We start from the raw sequence: 17,940 nt of genomic DNA on the forward strand, positions 1-17,940 counted from the left end.
GTTTCATTCGGAATCCATCTGCAGGCGGCGCCGGGCGCGCGTGCGCAGATGCAGGTAGAAGACGGCCGCGGCCAGCGCCACGCCCAGCAGCAGCGCCAGCAGCATCAGCAGCGGATGGCGGCTGAGGAACCAGGCCACGGTCCGGACCGCGCCCAGGCTGCCGACGTAATAGCTGCTGGCGCGCGACAGGACCTGGAAGCGATCGCCCTGCCAGGCCGCCAGGCCGCCCTGGACCTGCCCTCCCTGGACCGGATCCAGGGCGAAGGCCTCCACGAGCTGGGCCAGGCGGGCGCCATCGCCCGCGGCCAGCACCACCACGCTGCGGCCGGCCGTCACCGGCGACTCGAACCCGGCCAGCCAGTCGCTGCCCGCGCGCGCACGGCCGCCGGCCGCCTCGTCCGCGCCGGCCACCCAGCGGTACGCCTGCCGGATCAGGGCGCCGACCGACCACTCCGTCTCCGCGGCCGGCGCGCCGGCCGCGGAGACATGCCCCGCCCACTGGCGCAGCAGCGCCGAGGGCGGGCCGGATTCGACCAGCAGCACGTCCTTGCCGGCCAGGGCCGGAGCCTTGGCCTCGGCGGCCCGCAGCACCCGGATGCCGCTGGCGGGCAGGCCGGTGGACCGCCCCGCCGCCCCCAGCCAGGTCAGCAGGGCGCCGTATTCCTCGTCCCCGGCCTGGTCGGGCAGCACCGCGACGGTTTCCGACAGGTCGGCCATGCGCGTGAAGGGAAAGCCCACGGTGCTGAAAGCCGCCAGATCGGGCATGGCCTTGTGATGCGCGACGCCCGACAGGTCGAGCGTGGATTCGGGATCGATGCCGCTGCGCCAGTTGTCCACCTGGCCGCCGCTGCATTCGGGCCGCTCGGGCATCTTGTAGCGGAACTGGAACTGCAGGCTGGACAAGGCGCTCAGGCTGCCCAAGGGGATGCGCACCGTATCCTGCTGGACGGAAGGATCGTCGCCGGTCCAGCGGCGCAGGCGCTCGTCGCGGCCTTCCAGCAGTTCCTGGCGGATCGTGGCGCGGTTCAGCAGCACATCGAGCCGCCCCTCGTCGGCCGGGGACTGCGCCGAATGCCGGTAGCGCAGCGACAGCGGCACGTCCCTGGTCTGCCAGTCGGACAGGTCGGGCGGCAGGCGGAAATCGACCGTGATGGGCTCGGGTACGCGGCCCGAGCGCGTGAATCCGCCCACGGCGCCCAGCTCGCCCAGCGCCACCGGGCGGTCCGTCGGGATCCAGTTGGGCGCGTCGTAGGGCTTGCGCGGCCGCGTTTCGAGGTTCTTCAGCAGCGCCGTCGGGCCGGCGAGCACCTGGCCTCCCAGCACCAGCATGCGCGCCGCGGTGCGGATCTCCTGGTCCGTGCGCCCCGTGACGACGAGCAGCTTGCCGGCGGGATCGTTGGGGTTGGTCCGCAGGGCGACGGTGGGGCCTTCGAGGGCCGGCAGATCGAGGCCGGGCGGGAGGTCGGCCGCGCCGGCGACCACCACGCCGTGGCCGTGCGCGGGCAGATCCCGCGTGCCGACGGAAAAATCGGCGCCGCGGTAGCTGGCCAGCGCGCCCATCCAGGAGGCGATCATGCCGGCGGCCTCGATCCGGGCGTCGCTGGCGCCGGCGACGAGGAACGGCAGGTGCAGGCGGCGCGGATCGTGCCGGTCGAAGAACGGCGCGGGCAGCAGGCTCAGGTCGTCGGGCAGGACGAGGGGCTCGACGTCGAGCACCAGCCGGCTGGACTGGTCGATGTCGGCCCAGAGGTCGGGGTGCACGGGATTCTCGCACTGCAGGGTGTAATGCCCGATGAGCTGCAGGCTCAGCAGATTGTCCGGCCGGAAGAACCGCACCGGCAGGTCGAGCCAGGCATGCGCTTCGTCCTGCGGGCCGGGCGCGGCCGTTGCGGATGCGGCCGTTTCGGGCGAGGCCGTTTCGGGCGAGGCCGTTTCCAGCGGCACCGTGGCGGCCAGCTCGCCGTTGAGCATGATCTTCAGATGCGAGAGCTTCTGCAGCAGCGCCTGCGAACGGCTGTACCGCAGATCGATCCGCGCCCGCGCCACCCGCTGGTCGGCACGCACGCCGAAGACCAGCTCGCGGTGCCCGTCGACGCCGCGCAGTTCCAGGTTCCTGCGTTCGCCCAGCAGGCTGAACGGCAGGACGTACTGTTCGGTGCCCGCCATGGGCTGCCCGGCGTCCGCGGCGGCGGTGGGTTCGATGCCGGGTCCGATGTCCTGCTCGATGCCCTGACCGGCGCTCTGGCCGGCATCGGATCCGGCGCCCTGACCGGCGTTCTGGCCGACGCCCTGCGCCACGCCCGGCCCGGCGCCCGGCTGGAGGGCGTCGGCGGCAAGCGGCTGGGCGCCCGCCGCCGCGGCCAGGGCCAGCAGCGCGAGCATGCCCAGCCAGCGGCACGTCCTGGAGGCGGTCCGGCGCCCCGGGCACGCCACCCTCATGATTGCGCAGCCGGCGTTTCGGCCATCGGACCCGGACGGCGGCGCAAGAGGCGGCCCAGTTCGCGCCCCGACTCGCGCAGCAGCACGCCGAAGCCGCGCCCGCCGATGCGGCCGATCTGGCGGATGGCTTCGAGCGGGGAATCGGGCGCCGAGGCATGCCAGGCCTCGGCCCAGATGTTGGCGCGGGCGAAGGTCAGCTGCACAAGCTCGACCTGCTGGGCGATGGACAGGCCCTCGAAGTACAGGCCCAGCCGCTGCCCCCGGCAGAAGCGCACGATGGCGGGAAACACCCGTTCCTCCCGGCCCCGATAGAGCGAGACTTTGATGGCCTGCCCGGGCGACAGCGGCAGTTCCTGGGGCAGGACCAGCCCCAGGCCGTCCTGGGAGAAATCGCTGGTCTGGCAGCGGATCCGGTGGCCGCCCGGCAGCGCCACGGTGGCGTCGAGCGTCTGCAGGACGCGCGGCGAACTGCGGATCTGGCGGCGTTCGCCGGCGACCGCCACGCTGGCGCTGCAGACCACGAGGTTGAGGAAGGTCCAGCCCATGTTGAGGAGGATGGTCTGGAACACCCCGGCGTCGCCGACGTGCTGCACCAGCATGACGGTGCCCACGATCATCCCGGCCGCATTGAGCAGCAGCAGGATGATGTAGGGGCGGGCCAGGCGCCAGTCGAAATAGGCGCGCTCGGACGTGCCGCCCTTGGCGGTGACGTTGAACACCGGCGAGGCCGGATCGATCACCGCCGCCAGCGTGGGGCGCATCAGGTACCAGGCCAGCACCGATTCGTAGACCTCGTTCCAGAACGAATGGCGGAACTTGCCCTGGACGCGGTAGTTGGTCAGCTGGGCATGCAGGATGTGCGGCCCGGCATAGACCACCACCATCAGGGCGGAGGCGTCGAAGACCCGCGCCCCGAAGAACAGGTAGGCCAGGGGCGCCGTCAGGAAGACCAGGCGCGGCAGGCTGTAGAAAAAGTGCAGGGCCGCGCTCGCGTAGCAGACGCGCTGGCTGATCGACAGGCCCTTGCTGAACAGGGGGTTGTAGCGGCGGAAGATCTGCGCCATGCCGCGCGCCCAGCGGATCCGCTGGTTGATGTGCCGCGACAGGTTCTCGGTGGCCAGCCCGGCCGCCTGCGGAATGGCCAGGTAGGCCGTGTTCAGATCCAGCTTGTTCATCTTGAGGGCCGTCAGCGCATCCTCGGTCACGCTTTCGACCGCCATGCCGCCCACGGCCAGCAGATGCTCGCGGCGCAGCACCGCGCACGACCCGCAGTAGAAGGTGGCGTTCCACAGGTCGTTGCCGTCCTGGGTCAGGCCGTAGAACAGCTGCCCTTCGTTGGGCACGTTGTGGAAGACCTCCAGGTTGTTTTCGAGCGGATCGGGCGAGAAGAACACGTGCGGCGTCTGCAGCATGGCCAGCTTGGGGTCCTTCAGGAACCAGCCCATGCACACCTGCAGGAACGAACGGGTCGGCACGTGGTCGCAGTCGAACACGGCGATGAATTCCCCGTCGGTGCGCGGCAGCGCGGCGTTGATGTTGCCGGCCTTGGCGTGGCGGTTGTCCTCGCGCGTCAGGTAGCCGACCCGCACCCGCGCGCAGAAATCGCGGAACTCGGGGCGGCGGCCGTCGTCGAGCACGTAGACGTTCATGCGGTCCGCGGGCCAGTCCATGGACAGGGCGGCCAGCACCGTCTGGCGCACCACCGACAGCGATTCGTTGTAGGTGGGGATGTACACATCGACGCTGGGCCACAGGCGGGTGTCGGCCGGCAGCATGACCGGCTTGCGGTGCAGCGGCCAGGCCGACTGGAAGTAGCTCAGCAGCAGCACGGTCAGCGCATAGAATTCGGCCAGCAGCAGGCCGTAGCCGAAACTCGCGTCCCACCAGGACTCGAAGCCGAGGGACTGCGTCACGCGCCAGTACATGTAGCGCAGCGAAGCCGCCACCGAGATCGACATCATCGCCAGCGTGATCAGGCGCGACTGCGAGGCGCGGTTGAGCACGAAGGCCACGCAGAAGACCAGGATCCCGAAGACCGCCTGCTCGACCAGGTCGAGGTAGGTGGTGACGACGAACCAGCCCAGGACGGCCACCAGCATCAGCGCCAGCAGCTGGACCCAGCCCGGACGCCACACGGGCAGGCCCGTCCACCACGCTCCGACTTTATCGACCATCACGACACCTCCGCTCGGCTGTAGTGCAGGCGGTCGCCAAGCCATCGGGAACATGCCGCGATGTCGTGGGCCGCTTCGCTGTGGGGGGCGTACTGGAAGATGGTCTGGCCGAAGGCCAGCGCCTCGCTCAGCGATTCATCCCGATGCACTCCGCCCATCATGTGGGGTTCAAAGGCGTCGCGCAGCATCCGCGCGACGTCCTGGTTCAGCCGGCGCTCCTGGTCGAGCTGATTGAGCACGAAGCCGTACCCCTGGAAGCGGGGGTTGGCGGCGCCGTAGGTCTGGATCAGGCGCTGCAGCTGCGGCACCGTCATGTAGGAACCCGCGTCGGGCAGCACCACGGCGACGGCCAGATCCGCCGCCGACAGGGCTTGCGCCAGGTAGGGGCTGGGCCCGGGCGGCGTGTCCAGCAGCACGATCTGCTCCTCGGGCAGCCCGAGGCCGTCGAGCGCCCGCGCCAGCCAGTCGGCGCGCTCGGCCAGCCGGCGCTCGAAGGCCAGCCGCCGCGGCTCGTCGCACAGCCCGTAGGGCACGAGCGACACGCCCCGCGCCGTCGTCAGCAGGGCGTCCCGCAGCCCGACCGGGGCCTCCGCGGCCCAGGCCAGCCCCAGGCCCTCGCGCAGGGGCAGGCCGAAGTAATGCTGCAGGCTGTTCTGCGGATCGAGGTCGACGGCCAGCACCGGATGTCCCGACAGCCGCAGGGCATCGGCCAGATTGGCGGTGAGCGTCGTCTTGCCGACACCCCCCTTGGCCGAAACGACGGCAACGACTTTCATCGTCCGTCCAGGCGCCGGAAGAGCGCATCGAGCCGCGCCGGCGGGGGCGGCGGCGCGGCGGCCTCCGCGGCGGCCTCGGGCACGACGGGCGAGTCCTCCTGCGCGAGGCGCGAGAACAGGCCGCTCAGGCGTCCCGCGGGCGCGGGGCTTGCCGGCGCCGCGGCAACGATGGCGGCCGTGCCGGCGGCGGCGGCCGCAAGCACGGCGGCGATCGGCGCAGGCGCGGGAGCGGCGAAGGGCGTGGACGCGGTAGAAACGGCGGGCGCAGCGGACGCGGGCGCGGGCATGGCGGTCGGGGCCGATGCGAACGCGGGCGCCATGGCGGGCGCGCCGGTGCCCTCGGCGGCGGGCGGCGCCGCGGGCGCCGGCGCCTCGGACGGGGGCGGCAGATCGGGCACGTGCGATTGCCAGACCGAGCGGTCGCGCGGCTCGGCGGGCGGCGCCGGCGGGGGCGCCGTGCCCGCCAGGGGCATGGCGCCCAGCAGCGGCCAGCGTTCGGTCATGTCGTGGCGCGCGTCCAGGCTGCCGAGCTCCTGGTACTGGCTGGCCGCCGAGGGCTCGAAGAAGGCGAACAGCTTGTCGATGTCATCGGTCGATTCTTTCATGGTGTCCTCCGGACGGCGCGCGATTCCCGCATGAGATTCCCGCATGAGTGTCATCTCCCGAAGCGATAGTTCAATATTCCGTTCTCGTCCCGGCCCTCGAAACGCACCAGCAGCGCATTGCCGGCCCCCAGCAGCAGGAACCACTGCTGGTAGACGCCTTCGAGAAAGCTGCCCAGCCAGTCGGGCGGCTCGGCGCCGAAGGCCTCGGCGAAGGGCGCGTAGGCGTGCGAAATGCGCAGGCAGTCGGGCTGCTCGGACAGCGCGACGCACCCCCAGCCCATCTGCGACCAGTGCCGGTTGGCGGCCGCTTCGATGTCGGCCAGGGTCTCGCATTCCGGCAGGGCCAGTTCCTGCGCCGCCTGCATGCCGGCGGCGCGCATCGTCTGGCGCAGCTCGTCGACGTCCAGCCTCGACTGCAGGGCCTGCGCCACCGCCCTCAGGAACACGGTCCACTGCGCGGCGCGGCGCTGGCTTTCGAGATACGCGGTGTAGCGGGGATCATTGGACATGGTGGACTCGATGGAAATGACGGGCGGGAACACGGCCGGAGGCCGGACGGGCGGGCGTCCGTGCGCGGGCCGACGGCCGGATGGAGGCCGCGGCGCCGGAAGGCGGCAGCACGCCGCATCCCGGAGGAACGGCAGGGGACGGCAGGAGCGGCGAACCGGCGAAGCGGCTACCGTGGGGGGCTGGGCGAGGTCCGGCCAGGCGGCCAGGAAGGGGGCAGGTACGGTGGATCGGTAAGCTTTCCCAATCGCGACTTCGGATCATGGTGGAAGCGTTACTCGGCAAGTCGGAGCCACCGGTTTCCGGCCGGTGTTCTTGAAGCATGAACTTGCGTCCTAAATCCCTGAATGCATCAGGAACCGATACAGATTCTACACATTTGAAGAATGTGTGACCACCCCTGACAATTGAAACCCCGATTGAAACCTGGATCGAAGCCGCGAATCGCAGCCCGGACCCGAGCCCGCATTCAGGCCTGGAGCGGACCTCGATCGGCCCCGGAGCGGACCCCGATCCACTCTCGACCGGCCCTGGAGCGGACCCCGAGCAATTCCCGATCCCTCCTCGATCGGACCCCCGCTCCACCGGCCACGTACAATCTCACACCAGCCCCGCCCGACCGCCGCCCATGTCCGTCATCCCGCTCATCCTGCCCGACTTCCTGCTGATCGCCCTGGGCTGGGTCCTGCTGCACCGGCTGGGATTCGACCAGGCCTTCTTCGCCGGCGCGGAAAAACTGGTCTATTTCATCCTGTTCCCCGCCCTGCTGTTCCACTCGATCACCCGCACACCGTTGGAACCGGGCAACACCTCGGTGCTGCTGGCCGCCACCGTCGGCGTGATGCTCGGCGGCATCGCCCTGGCCTGGCTGGGCCGCCTGGCGGTGCGCCCGGATCCGGCGGCGCACGCCTCGGTCGCCCAGTGCGCCTTCCGCTTCAACACCTACCTCGCCCTGTCCCTGGCCGGCGGCCTGGGCTGGCCCGGCGCGCAGACGACCATGGCGGTGATCGTGGGCTTCGCCGTGCCCATCAGCAACATCGGCGCGGTGCATGCCCTGGCCAGCCGCCACGGCGGGCGCGCCCTGCGCGAGATCGCGCGCAACCCCTTCATCCTCGCCACCCTGGCCGCGCTGGCCTGCAACTTCCTGCGCGTGCCCATCCCGCCCGTGCTCGACGTCACCCTGGGACGCCTGGGCGCCTGCGCCATCGCCGTCGGCCTGCTGTGCGTGGGCGCCACCCTGTCGCTGCAGGGCGGCCGCGCGCATGCGCCGCTGATGGCCTGGATGGTGGCGGCCAAGCTGGTCCTGCTGCCGCCGGTCGCGCTGGCGCTGGCCTGGGCGCTGGGCCTGTCGGCCGGCGAACGGCTGGTCCTGCTGCTGTTCAGCGCCCTGCCCACCGCTTCCTCGGCCCACGTGCTGGCCGCCCGCATGGGCGGCGACGGCCGGCTGGTGGCGGTCACCATGTCGATCGGCACGCTGCTGTCGGCCCTGACCCTGCCACTGTGGCTGGATGCCGCAACCTGAATCCCGGAGGCCCCCACCATGACTCCCCCGCTTCCTTCCATCGACTGGCCCCTGCCGGACGAAGACGCCACCGTTGCCCTGGCGCAACGGCTGGCCGGACTGGCCTGCGGCCGCGCCCCGGGCGGCCCCGCCGCCGGGGGACGCATCCACCTGCGCGGCGAGCTGGGCACGGGCAAGACCACCCTGGCCCGCGCCCTGCTGCGGGCCGCCGGCGTGACCGGCCGGATCAAGAGTCCCAGCTACGCGCTTCTTGAAAGCTATAACGTTTCTAACTTATACTTCTATCACTTTGATTTCTATAGATTTAGCGATGCACACGAATGGCGGGACGCGGGCTTCGACGAACTGCTCGACGAACACGCGGTCGTCCTGATCGAATGGCCCGAGCAGGCCGGCACGCGGCTGCCGCCCCCGGACCTCGACATCCGCCTGGAATATGACGGCGCCGGCCGGCATGCCCGACTGACCGCCTGCAGCGAAAAAGGACAGCAATGGCTGACGCACCTGGACCCGCCGCGCCGATGAGCGCCCCCGCCGCCCCCCTGCGGCGCAAGATGATCGCGGGCGGCTGCGCCCTGTTGCTGCTGCCCGTCGTACCGCGCCTGGCGCAGGCCGCCACCATCCTGGCGGTGCGGACCTGGCCGGCCGACGAATACACGCGCGTGACCCTGGAAATGGACACCGAGCTGAAGGCCGAGCACTTCACGCTCGACCATCCGCACCGGCTGGTGGTGGACATCGAGGGCGTGCGGCTGAGCGCCGCCATCAACGACCTGGTCTCCAAGATCCGGCCCAACGACCCCTACATCGGCACCGTGCGCGTGGGCCAGAACCGCCCCGGCGTGGTGCGCCTGGTGTTCGACCTCAAGCAGGACGTCGCCCCCCAGGTCTTCACCCTGAAGCCCATCGGCGAGTACAAGTACCGCCTGGTGCTCGACCTGTATCCAAAGGTCGCGCAGGATCCGCTGATGGCGCTGCTGAAGGACGCGGAAAACGACCCGCTCGCCGGCATCCTGGAAAACCTCGCCCAGGACAGCCCCACGGAGGCGCCCATTCCCTCCGTGGAAGGCCAGAAGCTGCCGCCGGTCGCCCGCAAGCAGCCGGACGAAGACGTCGCGCCGCCTCTGCCGCGCGCGACGCCCGGCGCCCGCCCGGGCCGCCCGATCCTGATCGCACTGGATCCCGGCCACGGCGGCGAGGACCCGGGCGCCATCGGCAAACGCGGCACGCGCGAGAAGGACATCGTCCTGCAGATCGCGCACCGCCTGAAGAAGCTCATCGACGCCCAGCCGAACATGCGCGCCTACCTGACGCGCGACCGCGACTATTTCGTGCCGCTGAACGTGCGCGTGCAGAAAGCCCGCCGCGTCCAGGCCGACCTGTTCATCTCCATCCACGCCGACGCCTGGATCAAGCCCTCGGCGCGCGGCTCGTCGGTCTGGGCGCTGTCGCAGCACGGCGCCACCAGCGCCGCCGCCCGCTGGCTGGCGAAGAAGGAAAACGACGCCGACCTGATCGGCGGCGTGAACCTGGGCGCGCACAACGCCCAGGTGGCCAAGGTGCTGCTGGACCTGTCCACCGGGGCGCAGATCAACGATTCCATCCGGGTCGGGACCCAGGTCCTGAACGAGATCGGCAAGATCAACCAGCTGCACAAGAACCGCATCGAGCGCGCCGGCTTCGCCGTGCTGAAGGCGCCGGACATCCCCTCGATCCTGATCGAGACCGCCTTCATCAGCAATCCCCAAGAAGAACAGCTGCTGCGCACCTCGGCGCACCAGCAGCGCATCGCCAACGCGGTGCTGAGCGGGATCCAGGATTATTTCTCGGCGCACCCCGCGCTGGCGCGGCGCGCCTGATACCGTCCGGGGCCCGCCGACGCCGGCGGCGCCCCGGCCGGGCGTGGCGTCAGGCCGAGCCCGTCTTGCGGCCGCGCAGCAGCTTCCACAGCACCCCGCCGGCGGCCGGCACGGCGGCCGCCCCCACGCCGATCAGCACGATGGTGTTGAGGTGTTCCTTGATGATGGGGACGTTGCCGAAGAAATAGCCCAGGGTGATCAGGCCGGCGATCCAGGCGACGGCGCCCAGCGCGTTGTACAGCTGGAAGGTCAGCCAGCGCATGCCCGCGACCCCGGCCACGAAGGGCGCGAAGGTCCGGAACAGCGGCAGGAAGCGCGACAGCACGATGGTCTTGCCGCCGTGCCTTTCGTAGAAGGCGTGGGTCTTGATCAGGGCCTTGCGGTCCAGGAAGCGGTAGTCGCGCGAAAAGACCTTCGGGCCGATGAAGCGCCCCACCTGGTAATTGACGGTGTTGCCCAGGATCGCGGCCGCGATCAGGATGCCGCCCAGCAGGACCGGGTCCAGCAGGCCGGAGGCGCCGAAGGCCCCGGCGATGAACAGCAGCGAATCCCCGGGCAGGAACGGCAGCACCACCAGCCCCGTTTCGCCGAAAATGATGAGCGCCAGGATCAGGTAGATCCAGGCACCGTATTGCGCCACCCAGACCCCCAGGTACTGGTCGATGTGCAGGACGAGTTGGAACAGTTCAGCCATTTGGCCGCGAGACCTCGAAAGATGATGGGAAAGGGCGTGCCGGGGATCATACCGGAACGCGGCGCGCCCGCGGCCCGGCCGGCCGGGCGAAACCCCGGGCCAGCGCTCACTATAATCGTTTTCATGATGCGAACCATTGCCGCCCTGCCCGACATCCTCATCAGCCAGATCGCCGCGGGCGAAGTCATCGAACGCCCCGCCTCCGTGCTGAAGGAACTGCTGGAAAACGCCCTGGACGCCGGCGCGCGGGCCATCGAGATCCGCCTGGATGGCGGCGGCATCCGCCGCATCCTGGTGGCCGACGACGGCCACGGCATCCCGCCCGACCAGATGCCCCTGGCCCTGCAGCGCCACGCCACCAGCAAGATCGCCTCCCTGGCGGAGCTGGAATCGGTGGCCACCCTGGGATTCCGGGGCGAGGCCCTGGCCTCCATCGCCTCGGTCGCCCAGCTGACCCTGACCTCGCGCACCGCCGGGGACACGCAGGCCTGGCAGCTCGCCGCCGGCCAGGCGCGGCCCGTGCCGGCGGCGGGCGCCGTGGGCACGCGCGTGGACGTGCGCCAGCTGTTCGACCACATCCCCGCGCGGCGCAAGTTCCTGCGCAGCGAGCAGACCGAATACGCCCATTGCCTGGACGCCGTGGAACGCATCGCGCTGGCGCATCCCGGCATGGCGCTGCGCGTGTTCCACAACGACAAGCCCCAGCGCAACTGGCCGGCGACCGACATCCACGGCCGCATCCGCGACGTGCTGGGCGACGAATTCACGGCCCAGAGCCTGCCGGTATCGACCGAGCAGGGACTGGTCTCGCTGGAAGGCTGCATCACGCGCCCGACCTTCGCCCGCAGCCGGGCCGACCGCCAGTACCTGTACGTCAACGGCCGCTACGTGCGCGACCGCACGGTGTCCCATGCGGTGCGCCAGGCCTACGCCGACGTGCTGCACGGCGACCGCCAGCCGGCCTTCGTGCTGTTCCTGACACTGGACCCGGCCGGGGTGGACGTGAACGTGCACCCGGCCAAGCACGAGGTGCGCTTCCGCGACAGCGGCGCGGTGCACCGCTACGTCGCCCAGGCGCTGGGCGAGACCCTGGCGGGCCGCGGCGGCGCCGCCGTGGACGGCCCGGCCGAGGCGCCGCCCACGCCGACGGAGGGCGACGCCGCATGGCGGCCGGGCACGGCCCCGGGCGCCGCGGCCCCCGCGGCATCCCGGTCCGGCGGCGCGCCCGCGGCCTTCTCCGGGGCCGCGCACGCCGCCCGTCCCGCCTCCCCCTACCCCGCCCGGATTCCCGTCCAGCAGCGTTTCCCGCTGAACGACCGGGTCCCGGTCCAGGACTGGCGCAAGCTGTACCAGCCGCTGGACGCGGCCGATGCCGCCGTTCCGGGACGGGAAGGCGCTGGAGGGGAGGACGCCGGAAACACGCGAGACTCCGGAGACGCCGGCCTCTCCGGAGGCGTCGCCCCGCACGCCCCCGACCTGCCCCTGGGCATGGCCCTGGGGCAGCTGCACGGCATCTACATCCTGGCCCAGAACGCGCGCGGCCTGGTCCTGGTGGACATGCACGCCGCGCACGAGCGCGTCGTCTACGAAGCCCTGAAGCAGGCCCTGGACCAGGCGCCCCTGCCGGCGCAGGAACTGCTGGTCCCGGTGGTGTTCACCGCCACGGAGATCCAGGTGGCCACCGCCCAGGCGCACCAGGACACGCTCGACGGCCTGGGCCTGCGGATCCGCGCCACCGGCCCGGCCTCGCTGGCCGTGCGCGCCGTGCCGGCCCTGCTGGCCCGGGGCGACATCGAAGCCCTGGCGCGCGGGGTGCTGGCCGACATCGAACGCATCGGCCATTCGGCCCGGCTGACCGAGCAGCGCAACGAGCTGCTGTCCACCATGGCCTGCCACGGCGCGGTGCGCGCCCACCGGCGGCTGACGCTGGACGAGATGAACGCCCTGCTGCGCCAGATGGAACGCACCGAGCGCGCCGACCAGTGCAACCACGGCCGCCCGACCTGGTTCCAGTGGAGCCTGGCCGACCTGGACCGGCTGTTCATGCGCGGGCAGTAGGCGACGCGAACAGCGGACAACGGATGCCGCGCGCCGGACGCCCCCGGCCGGGGGGACACGCCCCTGCCCGCCCCTGCCCCGCCCCGAGCACCGCGCCCGCCCCGGCGGGTCGGCGATAATGCCCCCATGTCCACGAATGCCCCCGTCCTGATCTGCCTGGCCGGCCCCACGGCCTCCGGCAAGTCCGCCGCCGCCCTGGCCCTGGCCGGGCGCTGGCCCATCGAAATCATCGTGATGGATTCGGCCACGATCTATCGCGGCATGGACATCGGCACGGCCAAGCCCACGGCCGAGGAACGGGCGCGGGTGCCGCACCACCTGCTGGACATCCGCGACCCGGCGCAGTCGTATTCGGCGGCGGAATTCGCGCGCGACGCGGCGGCGCTGGCGCAGGAGATCCGCGCGCGCGGCCGCATCCCGCTGCTGTGCGGGGGCACCATGCTGTACTACAAGGCCCTGCGCGAGGGGCTGAACGACCTGCCCCGCGCGGACCCGGCCATCCGCCTGGCCCTGGACGAGGAAGCCCGGACGCGCGGCTGGCCGGCCCTGCACGCCGAACTGGCGCGCGTGGATCCCGCCACGGCCGCCCGGCTGGCGCCCAACGACAGCCAGCGCCTGCAGCGCGCGCTGGAAGTCTGGCGCGGCAGCGGCCGGACCCTGAGCGACTGGCTGGCCGAACCGCCGCGGCCCGCGCTGCCCGGCTGGCGCTTCGAGACCATCAGCCTGGAGCCCTCCGACCGCGCCGTCCTGCACGCGCGCATCGCGCAGCGCTACCAGGCCATGATCGGCGCGGGCCTGCTGGACGAGGTCCGCGCCCTGCACGCCCGCGCCGACCTGCATCCGGGCTTGCCCTCGATCCGCTGCGTGGGCTACCGCCAGCTCTGGGACCATCTGGACGGGCGCATCTCCCTGGACCGGGCCATCGACCAGGCCATTGCCGCCACCCGCCAGCTGGCCAAGCGCCAGATCACCTGGCTGCGGTCCCTGCCGCAACGGACCGGCGTGGACTGCCTGTCGGACCGTGCCGTGGCGGAAACAGCGCGGCACTTCGCCCGAATGCTGGGGGATTGAAGGCGCACCCGAAGCCGGCATCCGGCTCCGGCGCCTAAAGGACGGGCGCAAGGCCCGCCCCGGATCAGTCCACGATCGTCTGCGCGCCGCCTTCGGCCCGGGCTTCGATCGCGCCCAGCGCATGGACGGTTTCGCCCTGGGCGCGCAGGGTGGCGGCGATGGCATCGGCCTGGGCCGGGTCCACCACCAGCACCATGCCGATGCCGCAGTTGAACACGCGCGCCATTTCCTGGTCAGCCACGCCGCCCTGGGCCTGCAGCCACTGGAACAGCGCCGGCCACTGCCAGGCGTCGCGGTGCAGGCGGGCGCACAGGCCCGGCTTGAGGATGCGCGGCACGTTTTCCAGCAGGCCGCCGCCGGTGATGTGCGCCAGGCCCTTGATCGCCGCGCCGTGGGCCGCCAGGGCGGCCAGCACGGACTTGACGTAGATGCGGGTGGGTTCCATGACCACGTCGCCCAGGGGGCGGCCGTCCAGGTCCTGGTCGGGGCGCGCGCCGGCGTGCCGCAGGATCTTGCGCACCAGGGAATAGCCGTTGGAGTGCGCGCCGCTGGAGGCCAGGCCCAGCACCGTGTCGCCCGCCCGGATGCCGGCGCCGTCGATGATCGCGGATTTCTCGACCACGCCCACGGCGAAGCCCGCCAGGTCGTATTCGCCGTCCGGGTACATGCCGGGCATTTCCGCCGTCTCGCCGCCGATCAGGGCGCAGCCGGCCAGCTCGCAGCCGCGCGCGATGCCGCCCACGACGCGGGCCGCCGTGTCCACGGACAGCTTGCCGCAGGCGAAGTAGTCCAGGAAATACAGGGGCTCGGCGCCCTGGACCAGGATGTCGTTGACGCTCATGGCGACCAGGTCGATGCCGACCGTGTCGTGGCGCTGCCACTCGAAGGCCAGGCGCAGCTTGGTGCCCACGCCGTCGGTGCCGGACACCAGCACCGGCTCGCGCAAGTGGCGCGGCACCTCGAACAGGGCGCCGAAGCCGCCGATCCCCGCCATCACGCCGGGCCGCATCGTGCGGGCCGCCAGGGGCTTGATGCGGTCGACCAGCGCGTCGCCGGCATCGATGTCGACCCCGGCGTCGCGGTAGGTCATGGAGGGGGAGGTGCCTTGTGTCATGAGAAAAACCGCCGAATGTGCAAGAATTGCAAGTTTGGATATTCGCCTGATTTTACGATGAAGTTCCGCTTCGCATGATCGGGCCTGCACGGCGCAGGCCCGGATGCGGGCCCGGACGCCATCTTGCGACGCACGCCCCGATGCCTTCCACCCCTTCCGCTCCCGCCCAGCCCCAGGCGCAGCAGCTGCTGCTCGACATCCTGCCGGGCACGATGCCGTCGCTGGACGGCTTCGTGGCCGGCGCGAACCTGGCCGCGCTCGAAGCCGTGCGCGGGCTTGCGCCCGGGCGCGCCGTGTACCTGTGGGGCGGCGTGGGTTCGGGACGCAGCCACCTGCTGCGCGCCCGCGCGCAGGGCGCGGGCTGCCATTACCTGGACGCGCGCTCCCCGGCGCAGCGGCTGCACGCCCTGGCCACCGACGAGGACCAGGCCCTGTCCCTGGTGGCGGTGGACGACGTGGCCGACCTCAATTCCGCCGCCCAGGCCGCGCTGTTCGCCCTGTTCAACCGCTGGCGCACCGCCGCCGGCACGCCGGGCGCCTTCGCCCTGCTGACGGCAGGCGACCGCGCGCCCCTGGCCATGCCGCTGCGCGAGGACCTGCGCACCCGCCTGGGCTGGGACCTGGTCTACCGCCTGGAGCAGCTGTCCGACGAGGACCGCGCCCAGGCCCTGCGCGACCGCGCCCGGGAACGCGGGCTGCAGCTGTCCGACGAGGTCCTGCACTGGATCCTGACCCGCTGCGACCGCGACATGGACCGCCTGACGGCGCTGATCGACAGCCTGGACCAGTATTCCCTGGCGCGCCACCGCCCCATCACCCTGCCCCTGCTGAAAGACCTGCTGGCCGACGCGCCGGCCCTCCCGAGGACCCCATGACCCCGACCCATCTGGCCCTGTTCGACCTGGACCACACCCTGCTGCCCTTCGACAGCGACTATCAGTGGGCCGAATTCCTGGCGCGCACCGGCCGCGCCGGCGATCCAGCGGAGGCCCGCCGCCGCAACGACGAACTGATGCGCCGCTACAACGAAGGCACGCTGTCGGCCGAGGAGGCCGCCGATTTCATGCTGGGCCTGCTGCGCCTGGGCCGGCCCGACGAACTCGACCGCTGGCACCTGGACTACATGGCCGAGATCGTCGAGCCGGGCATCCCGCGCGCCGCGCGCGAACTGGTCGCGGAACACCAGGACCGCGGCGGGCTGTGCGCCATCGTCACCGCCACCAACGCCTTCGTCACCACCCCCATCGCCCGCGCGCTGGGCATCGAACACCTGATCGCCACCATTCCGCAGCGCGACGCGCTGGGCGGCTACACCGGCCGCATCGAGGGCACGCCCAGCTTCAAGGCGGGCAAAGTCCTGCGGGTGCGCCAGTGGCTGCGGGACCAGGGCCGGCAGCTGGAGGACTTCGACGAGTCCTGGTTCTACAGCGACTCCATGAACGACCTGCCCCTGCTGGAGGCCGTGACCCATCCGGTGGCCACCAACCCCAGCCCGGCGCTGCGCGAGACCGCCGCCGTCCGGGGCTGGCGCATCCTCGACCTGTTCGGCGGCCTGAAGGATGCGAAATCCTAGGGGTTCCTGGAGGTTTCCAGGGATTCCGGGAGGGATGCGGCCGCCGGCGGCGGTTCGCCCAGAATCTCCCCCGCCGGGGGACACCGGCGATACAAAGCCTTAAAATACGCGCCATGCTCAAGCAGACCATCAAGAATTTCGTCGCGCGCCTGTTCGCGACCCCGCCCAGCGGCCCGGTGCGCCTGTCGCGCGACAAGCACGGCATCGACCGGCGCCTGGTGTCGCGGCACGCCATCAAAGTCTGCGAAGTCCTGAACCAGCACGGCTTCGACGCCTATATCGTGGGCGGCGCGGTGCGCGACCTGATCGTCGGCCTGGAACCCAAGGACTTCGACGTCGCCACCAACGCCACGCCCAACCAGGTCCGCCCGCTGTTCCGGCGCGCCCGCATCATCGGCCGGCGCTTCCAGCTGGTGCACGTGGTGTTCGGCCAGGAAATCATCGAGACCTCGACCTTCCGCGCGCCGTCCTCCGGCAACCAGGAAACCGACGAGCACGGCCGCATCCTGCGCGACAACGAATTCGGCACGCACGAGGAAGACGCCGCGCGCCGGGACTTCACCATCAACGCCCTGTACTACGATCCCCTGAAGGAAGAAGTCATCGACTTCCACCAGGGCGTGGCGGACCTGAAGAACCGCGTGGTGCGCATGATCGGCGACCCGGAAACACGCTTCCGCGAGGACCCGGTGCGCATGCTGCGCGCGCTGCGCTTCCAGGCCAAGCTGGGCGCGCGCATCGACCCGGCCACCGAGGCCCCGATCAGCCGGCTGGCGCCGCTCATCGAGCACGTCCCGGCCTCGCGCCTGTTCGACGAGACGCTGAAGCTGCTGACCTGCGGCCACGCCATGGACTGTGTGCACGAGCTGCGCCGCTCGGGCCTGATGAAAAGCCTGATCCCGCTGATCGACCGCATCTTCGAGGAAGACGGCGGCGAGGCCTTCGTGGAGATCGCCCTGTCGCGCACCGACGCCCGGGTGCGGGCGGGCAAGCCCGTCAGCCCCAGTTTCCTGTTCGCCGCCCTGCTGTGGCGGCTGGTGCAGAAGCGCTGGTCCGCCCTGGCCGCCCAGGGCATGCAGCGCAACGAGGCCCTGATCCGCGCCGCCGATTCGGTGATCGAGGAACAGATGGACAAGCTCGCCATCCAGCGCCGCCACCAGGCCGACATGCGCGAGATCTGGCTGATGCAGGCCCGCTTCGAGCGCGCCACCGTGCGCTCGATCTGGCGCATGATGGAACAGCCGCGCTTCCGCGCCGCGGTGGACTTCCTGCAGCTGCGCGCCGAGGCGCGCGAGGTCGACAGCGTCCTGGCCCAATGGTGGATGGACCTGTCCGACAGCAACGACGAGCGCCGCTCGCAGATGATCGACGCCTGGCAGGCCGGCCACGCGGGCGCCCGCCGCGCCGGCACGGGCGCGGCCCGCAAGCGCCGCCGCCGGCGCAGCCCGTCCCAGGGCGCGGGCGTGGACGGCCAGTCCGCGGCGTCCGCCCCGGCCGCCTCCGTGGCGCCGGACGGCGCCGCCTGAACGCTCCCCGCCGTCCCGACGC

General features: G+C 71.5%; 15 protein-coding genes. 8 read left to right on the forward strand and 7 right to left on the reverse strand.

Translation table 11 applies throughout. The annotated features are described in order from the left end of the window. Positions 1 to 3: 3 nt before the first annotated feature. The 5 genes from HNR28_RS06685 to bcsD are packed head-to-tail and all read right to left on the reverse strand — an operon-like array spanning position 4 to position 6,503. Positions 4 to 2,382, reverse strand: coding sequence for a cellulose biosynthesis cyclic di-GMP-binding regulatory protein BcsB (locus tag HNR28_RS06685; protein WP_170288535.1), 2,379 nt, complete (start codon positions 2,380 to 2,382; stop codon positions 4 to 6). A gap of 53 nt (positions 2,383 to 2,435) precedes the next feature. After that, the gene (gene bcsA, locus HNR28_RS06690) at positions 2,436 to 4,613 is read right to left on the reverse strand and encodes a UDP-forming cellulose synthase catalytic subunit (protein WP_052355911.1); all 2,178 of its coding nucleotides are present in this window, start codon (positions 4,611 to 4,613) and stop codon (positions 2,436 to 2,438) included. After that, entirely contained in the window at positions 4,613 to 5,389 is a 777-nt protein-coding gene (gene bcsQ, locus HNR28_RS06695) for a cellulose biosynthesis protein BcsQ (protein WP_043684158.1), read from the reverse strand. Before bcsQ ends, bcsA begins: the two co-directional genes overlap by 1 nt. Next, positions 5,386 to 5,994, reverse strand: a complete 609-nt coding sequence (bcsR, locus tag HNR28_RS06700) for a BcsR/BcsP family cellulose biosynthesis protein (protein ID WP_184142629.1) — start codon at positions 5,992 to 5,994, stop codon at positions 5,386 to 5,388. The genes bcsQ and bcsR overlap by 4 nt, the downstream gene beginning before the upstream one ends. Before the next feature lie 50 nt (positions 5,995 to 6,044). Further along, the gene (bcsD, locus tag HNR28_RS06705; RefSeq protein WP_148304982.1) at positions 6,045 to 6,503 is read right to left on the reverse strand and encodes a cellulose biosynthesis protein BcsD; all 459 of its coding nucleotides are present in this window, start codon (positions 6,501 to 6,503) and stop codon (positions 6,045 to 6,047) included. A 626-nt stretch (positions 6,504 to 7,129) separates the two neighbouring features. Here bcsD and HNR28_RS06710 point away from each other — a divergent pair. From HNR28_RS06710 to HNR28_RS06720, 3 genes are read left to right on the forward strand one after another with little or no spacing between them, the layout of a single operon-like run. After that, positions 7,130 to 8,023, forward strand: coding sequence for an AEC family transporter (locus HNR28_RS06710; protein ID WP_043684162.1), 894 nt, complete (start codon positions 7,130 to 7,132; stop codon positions 8,021 to 8,023). Positions 8,024 to 8,041: 18 nt separating this feature from the next. Further along, positions 8,042 to 8,548 carry a tRNA (adenosine(37)-N6)-threonylcarbamoyltransferase complex ATPase subunit type 1 TsaE gene (tsaE, locus tag HNR28_RS06715; RefSeq protein ID WP_151025477.1) on the forward strand — a complete coding sequence of 169 codons (507 nt, stop codon included), beginning with the start codon at positions 8,042 to 8,044 and terminating at the stop codon, positions 8,546 to 8,548. Beyond that, entirely contained in the window at positions 8,515 to 9,882 is a 1,368-nt protein-coding gene (locus HNR28_RS06720) for an N-acetylmuramoyl-L-alanine amidase (protein ID WP_151025476.1), read from the forward strand. Before tsaE ends, HNR28_RS06720 begins: the two co-directional genes overlap by 34 nt. A 49-nt stretch (positions 9,883 to 9,931) precedes the next feature. Here HNR28_RS06720 and HNR28_RS06725 read toward each other — a convergent pair whose 3' ends face one another. Further along, positions 9,932 to 10,576 carry a VTT domain-containing protein gene (locus HNR28_RS06725; RefSeq protein WP_043684166.1) on the reverse strand — a complete coding sequence of 215 codons (645 nt, stop codon included), beginning with the start codon at positions 10,574 to 10,576 and terminating at the stop codon, positions 9,932 to 9,934. A gap of 123 nt (positions 10,577 to 10,699) precedes the next feature. Between HNR28_RS06725 and mutL the strand changes: the two genes are divergently transcribed. Further along, a complete protein-coding gene (mutL, locus tag HNR28_RS06730; RefSeq protein ID WP_184142632.1) occupies positions 10,700 to 12,634 on the forward strand; it encodes a DNA mismatch repair endonuclease MutL in 1,935 nt (644 codons plus the stop codon). A gap of 126 nt (positions 12,635 to 12,760) precedes the next feature. Beyond that, entirely contained in the window at positions 12,761 to 13,705 is a 945-nt protein-coding gene (miaA, locus tag HNR28_RS06735; RefSeq protein ID WP_151025471.1) for a tRNA (adenosine(37)-N6)-dimethylallyltransferase MiaA, read from the forward strand. A gap of 64 nt (positions 13,706 to 13,769) precedes the next feature. Here the strand turns inward: miaA and purM are convergent, their stop codons facing one another. Further along, positions 13,770 to 14,819, reverse strand: a complete 1,050-nt coding sequence (gene purM, locus HNR28_RS06740; protein ID WP_151025470.1) for a phosphoribosylformylglycinamidine cyclo-ligase — start codon at positions 14,817 to 14,819, stop codon at positions 13,770 to 13,772. A gap of 140 nt (positions 14,820 to 14,959) precedes the next feature. On the opposite strand from purM, the gene hda reads away from it, so the two are divergent. From hda to pcnB, 3 genes are all read left to right on the forward strand, one after another. Beyond that, positions 14,960 to 15,694 carry a DnaA regulatory inactivator Hda gene (hda, locus tag HNR28_RS06745; RefSeq protein ID WP_052355913.1) on the forward strand — a complete coding sequence of 245 codons (735 nt, stop codon included), beginning with the start codon at positions 14,960 to 14,962 and terminating at the stop codon, positions 15,692 to 15,694. Next, entirely contained in the window at positions 15,691 to 16,392 is a 702-nt protein-coding gene (locus HNR28_RS06750; protein WP_043684173.1) for an HAD family hydrolase, read from the forward strand. The genes hda and HNR28_RS06750 overlap by 4 nt, the downstream gene beginning before the upstream one ends. A 113-nt stretch (positions 16,393 to 16,505) precedes the next feature. After that, positions 16,506 to 17,918: a polynucleotide adenylyltransferase PcnB gene (gene pcnB / locus HNR28_RS06755; protein ID WP_052355914.1), complete on the forward strand. Its 1,413-nt coding sequence runs from the start codon at positions 16,506 to 16,508 to the stop codon at positions 17,916 to 17,918. Positions 17,919 to 17,940: the final 22 nt, after the last annotated feature.

It is taken from the genome of Castellaniella defragrans (assembly GCF_014203015.1).
GTDB classification, from domain to species: domain Bacteria; phylum Pseudomonadota; class Gammaproteobacteria; order Burkholderiales; family Burkholderiaceae_B; genus Castellaniella; species Castellaniella defragrans.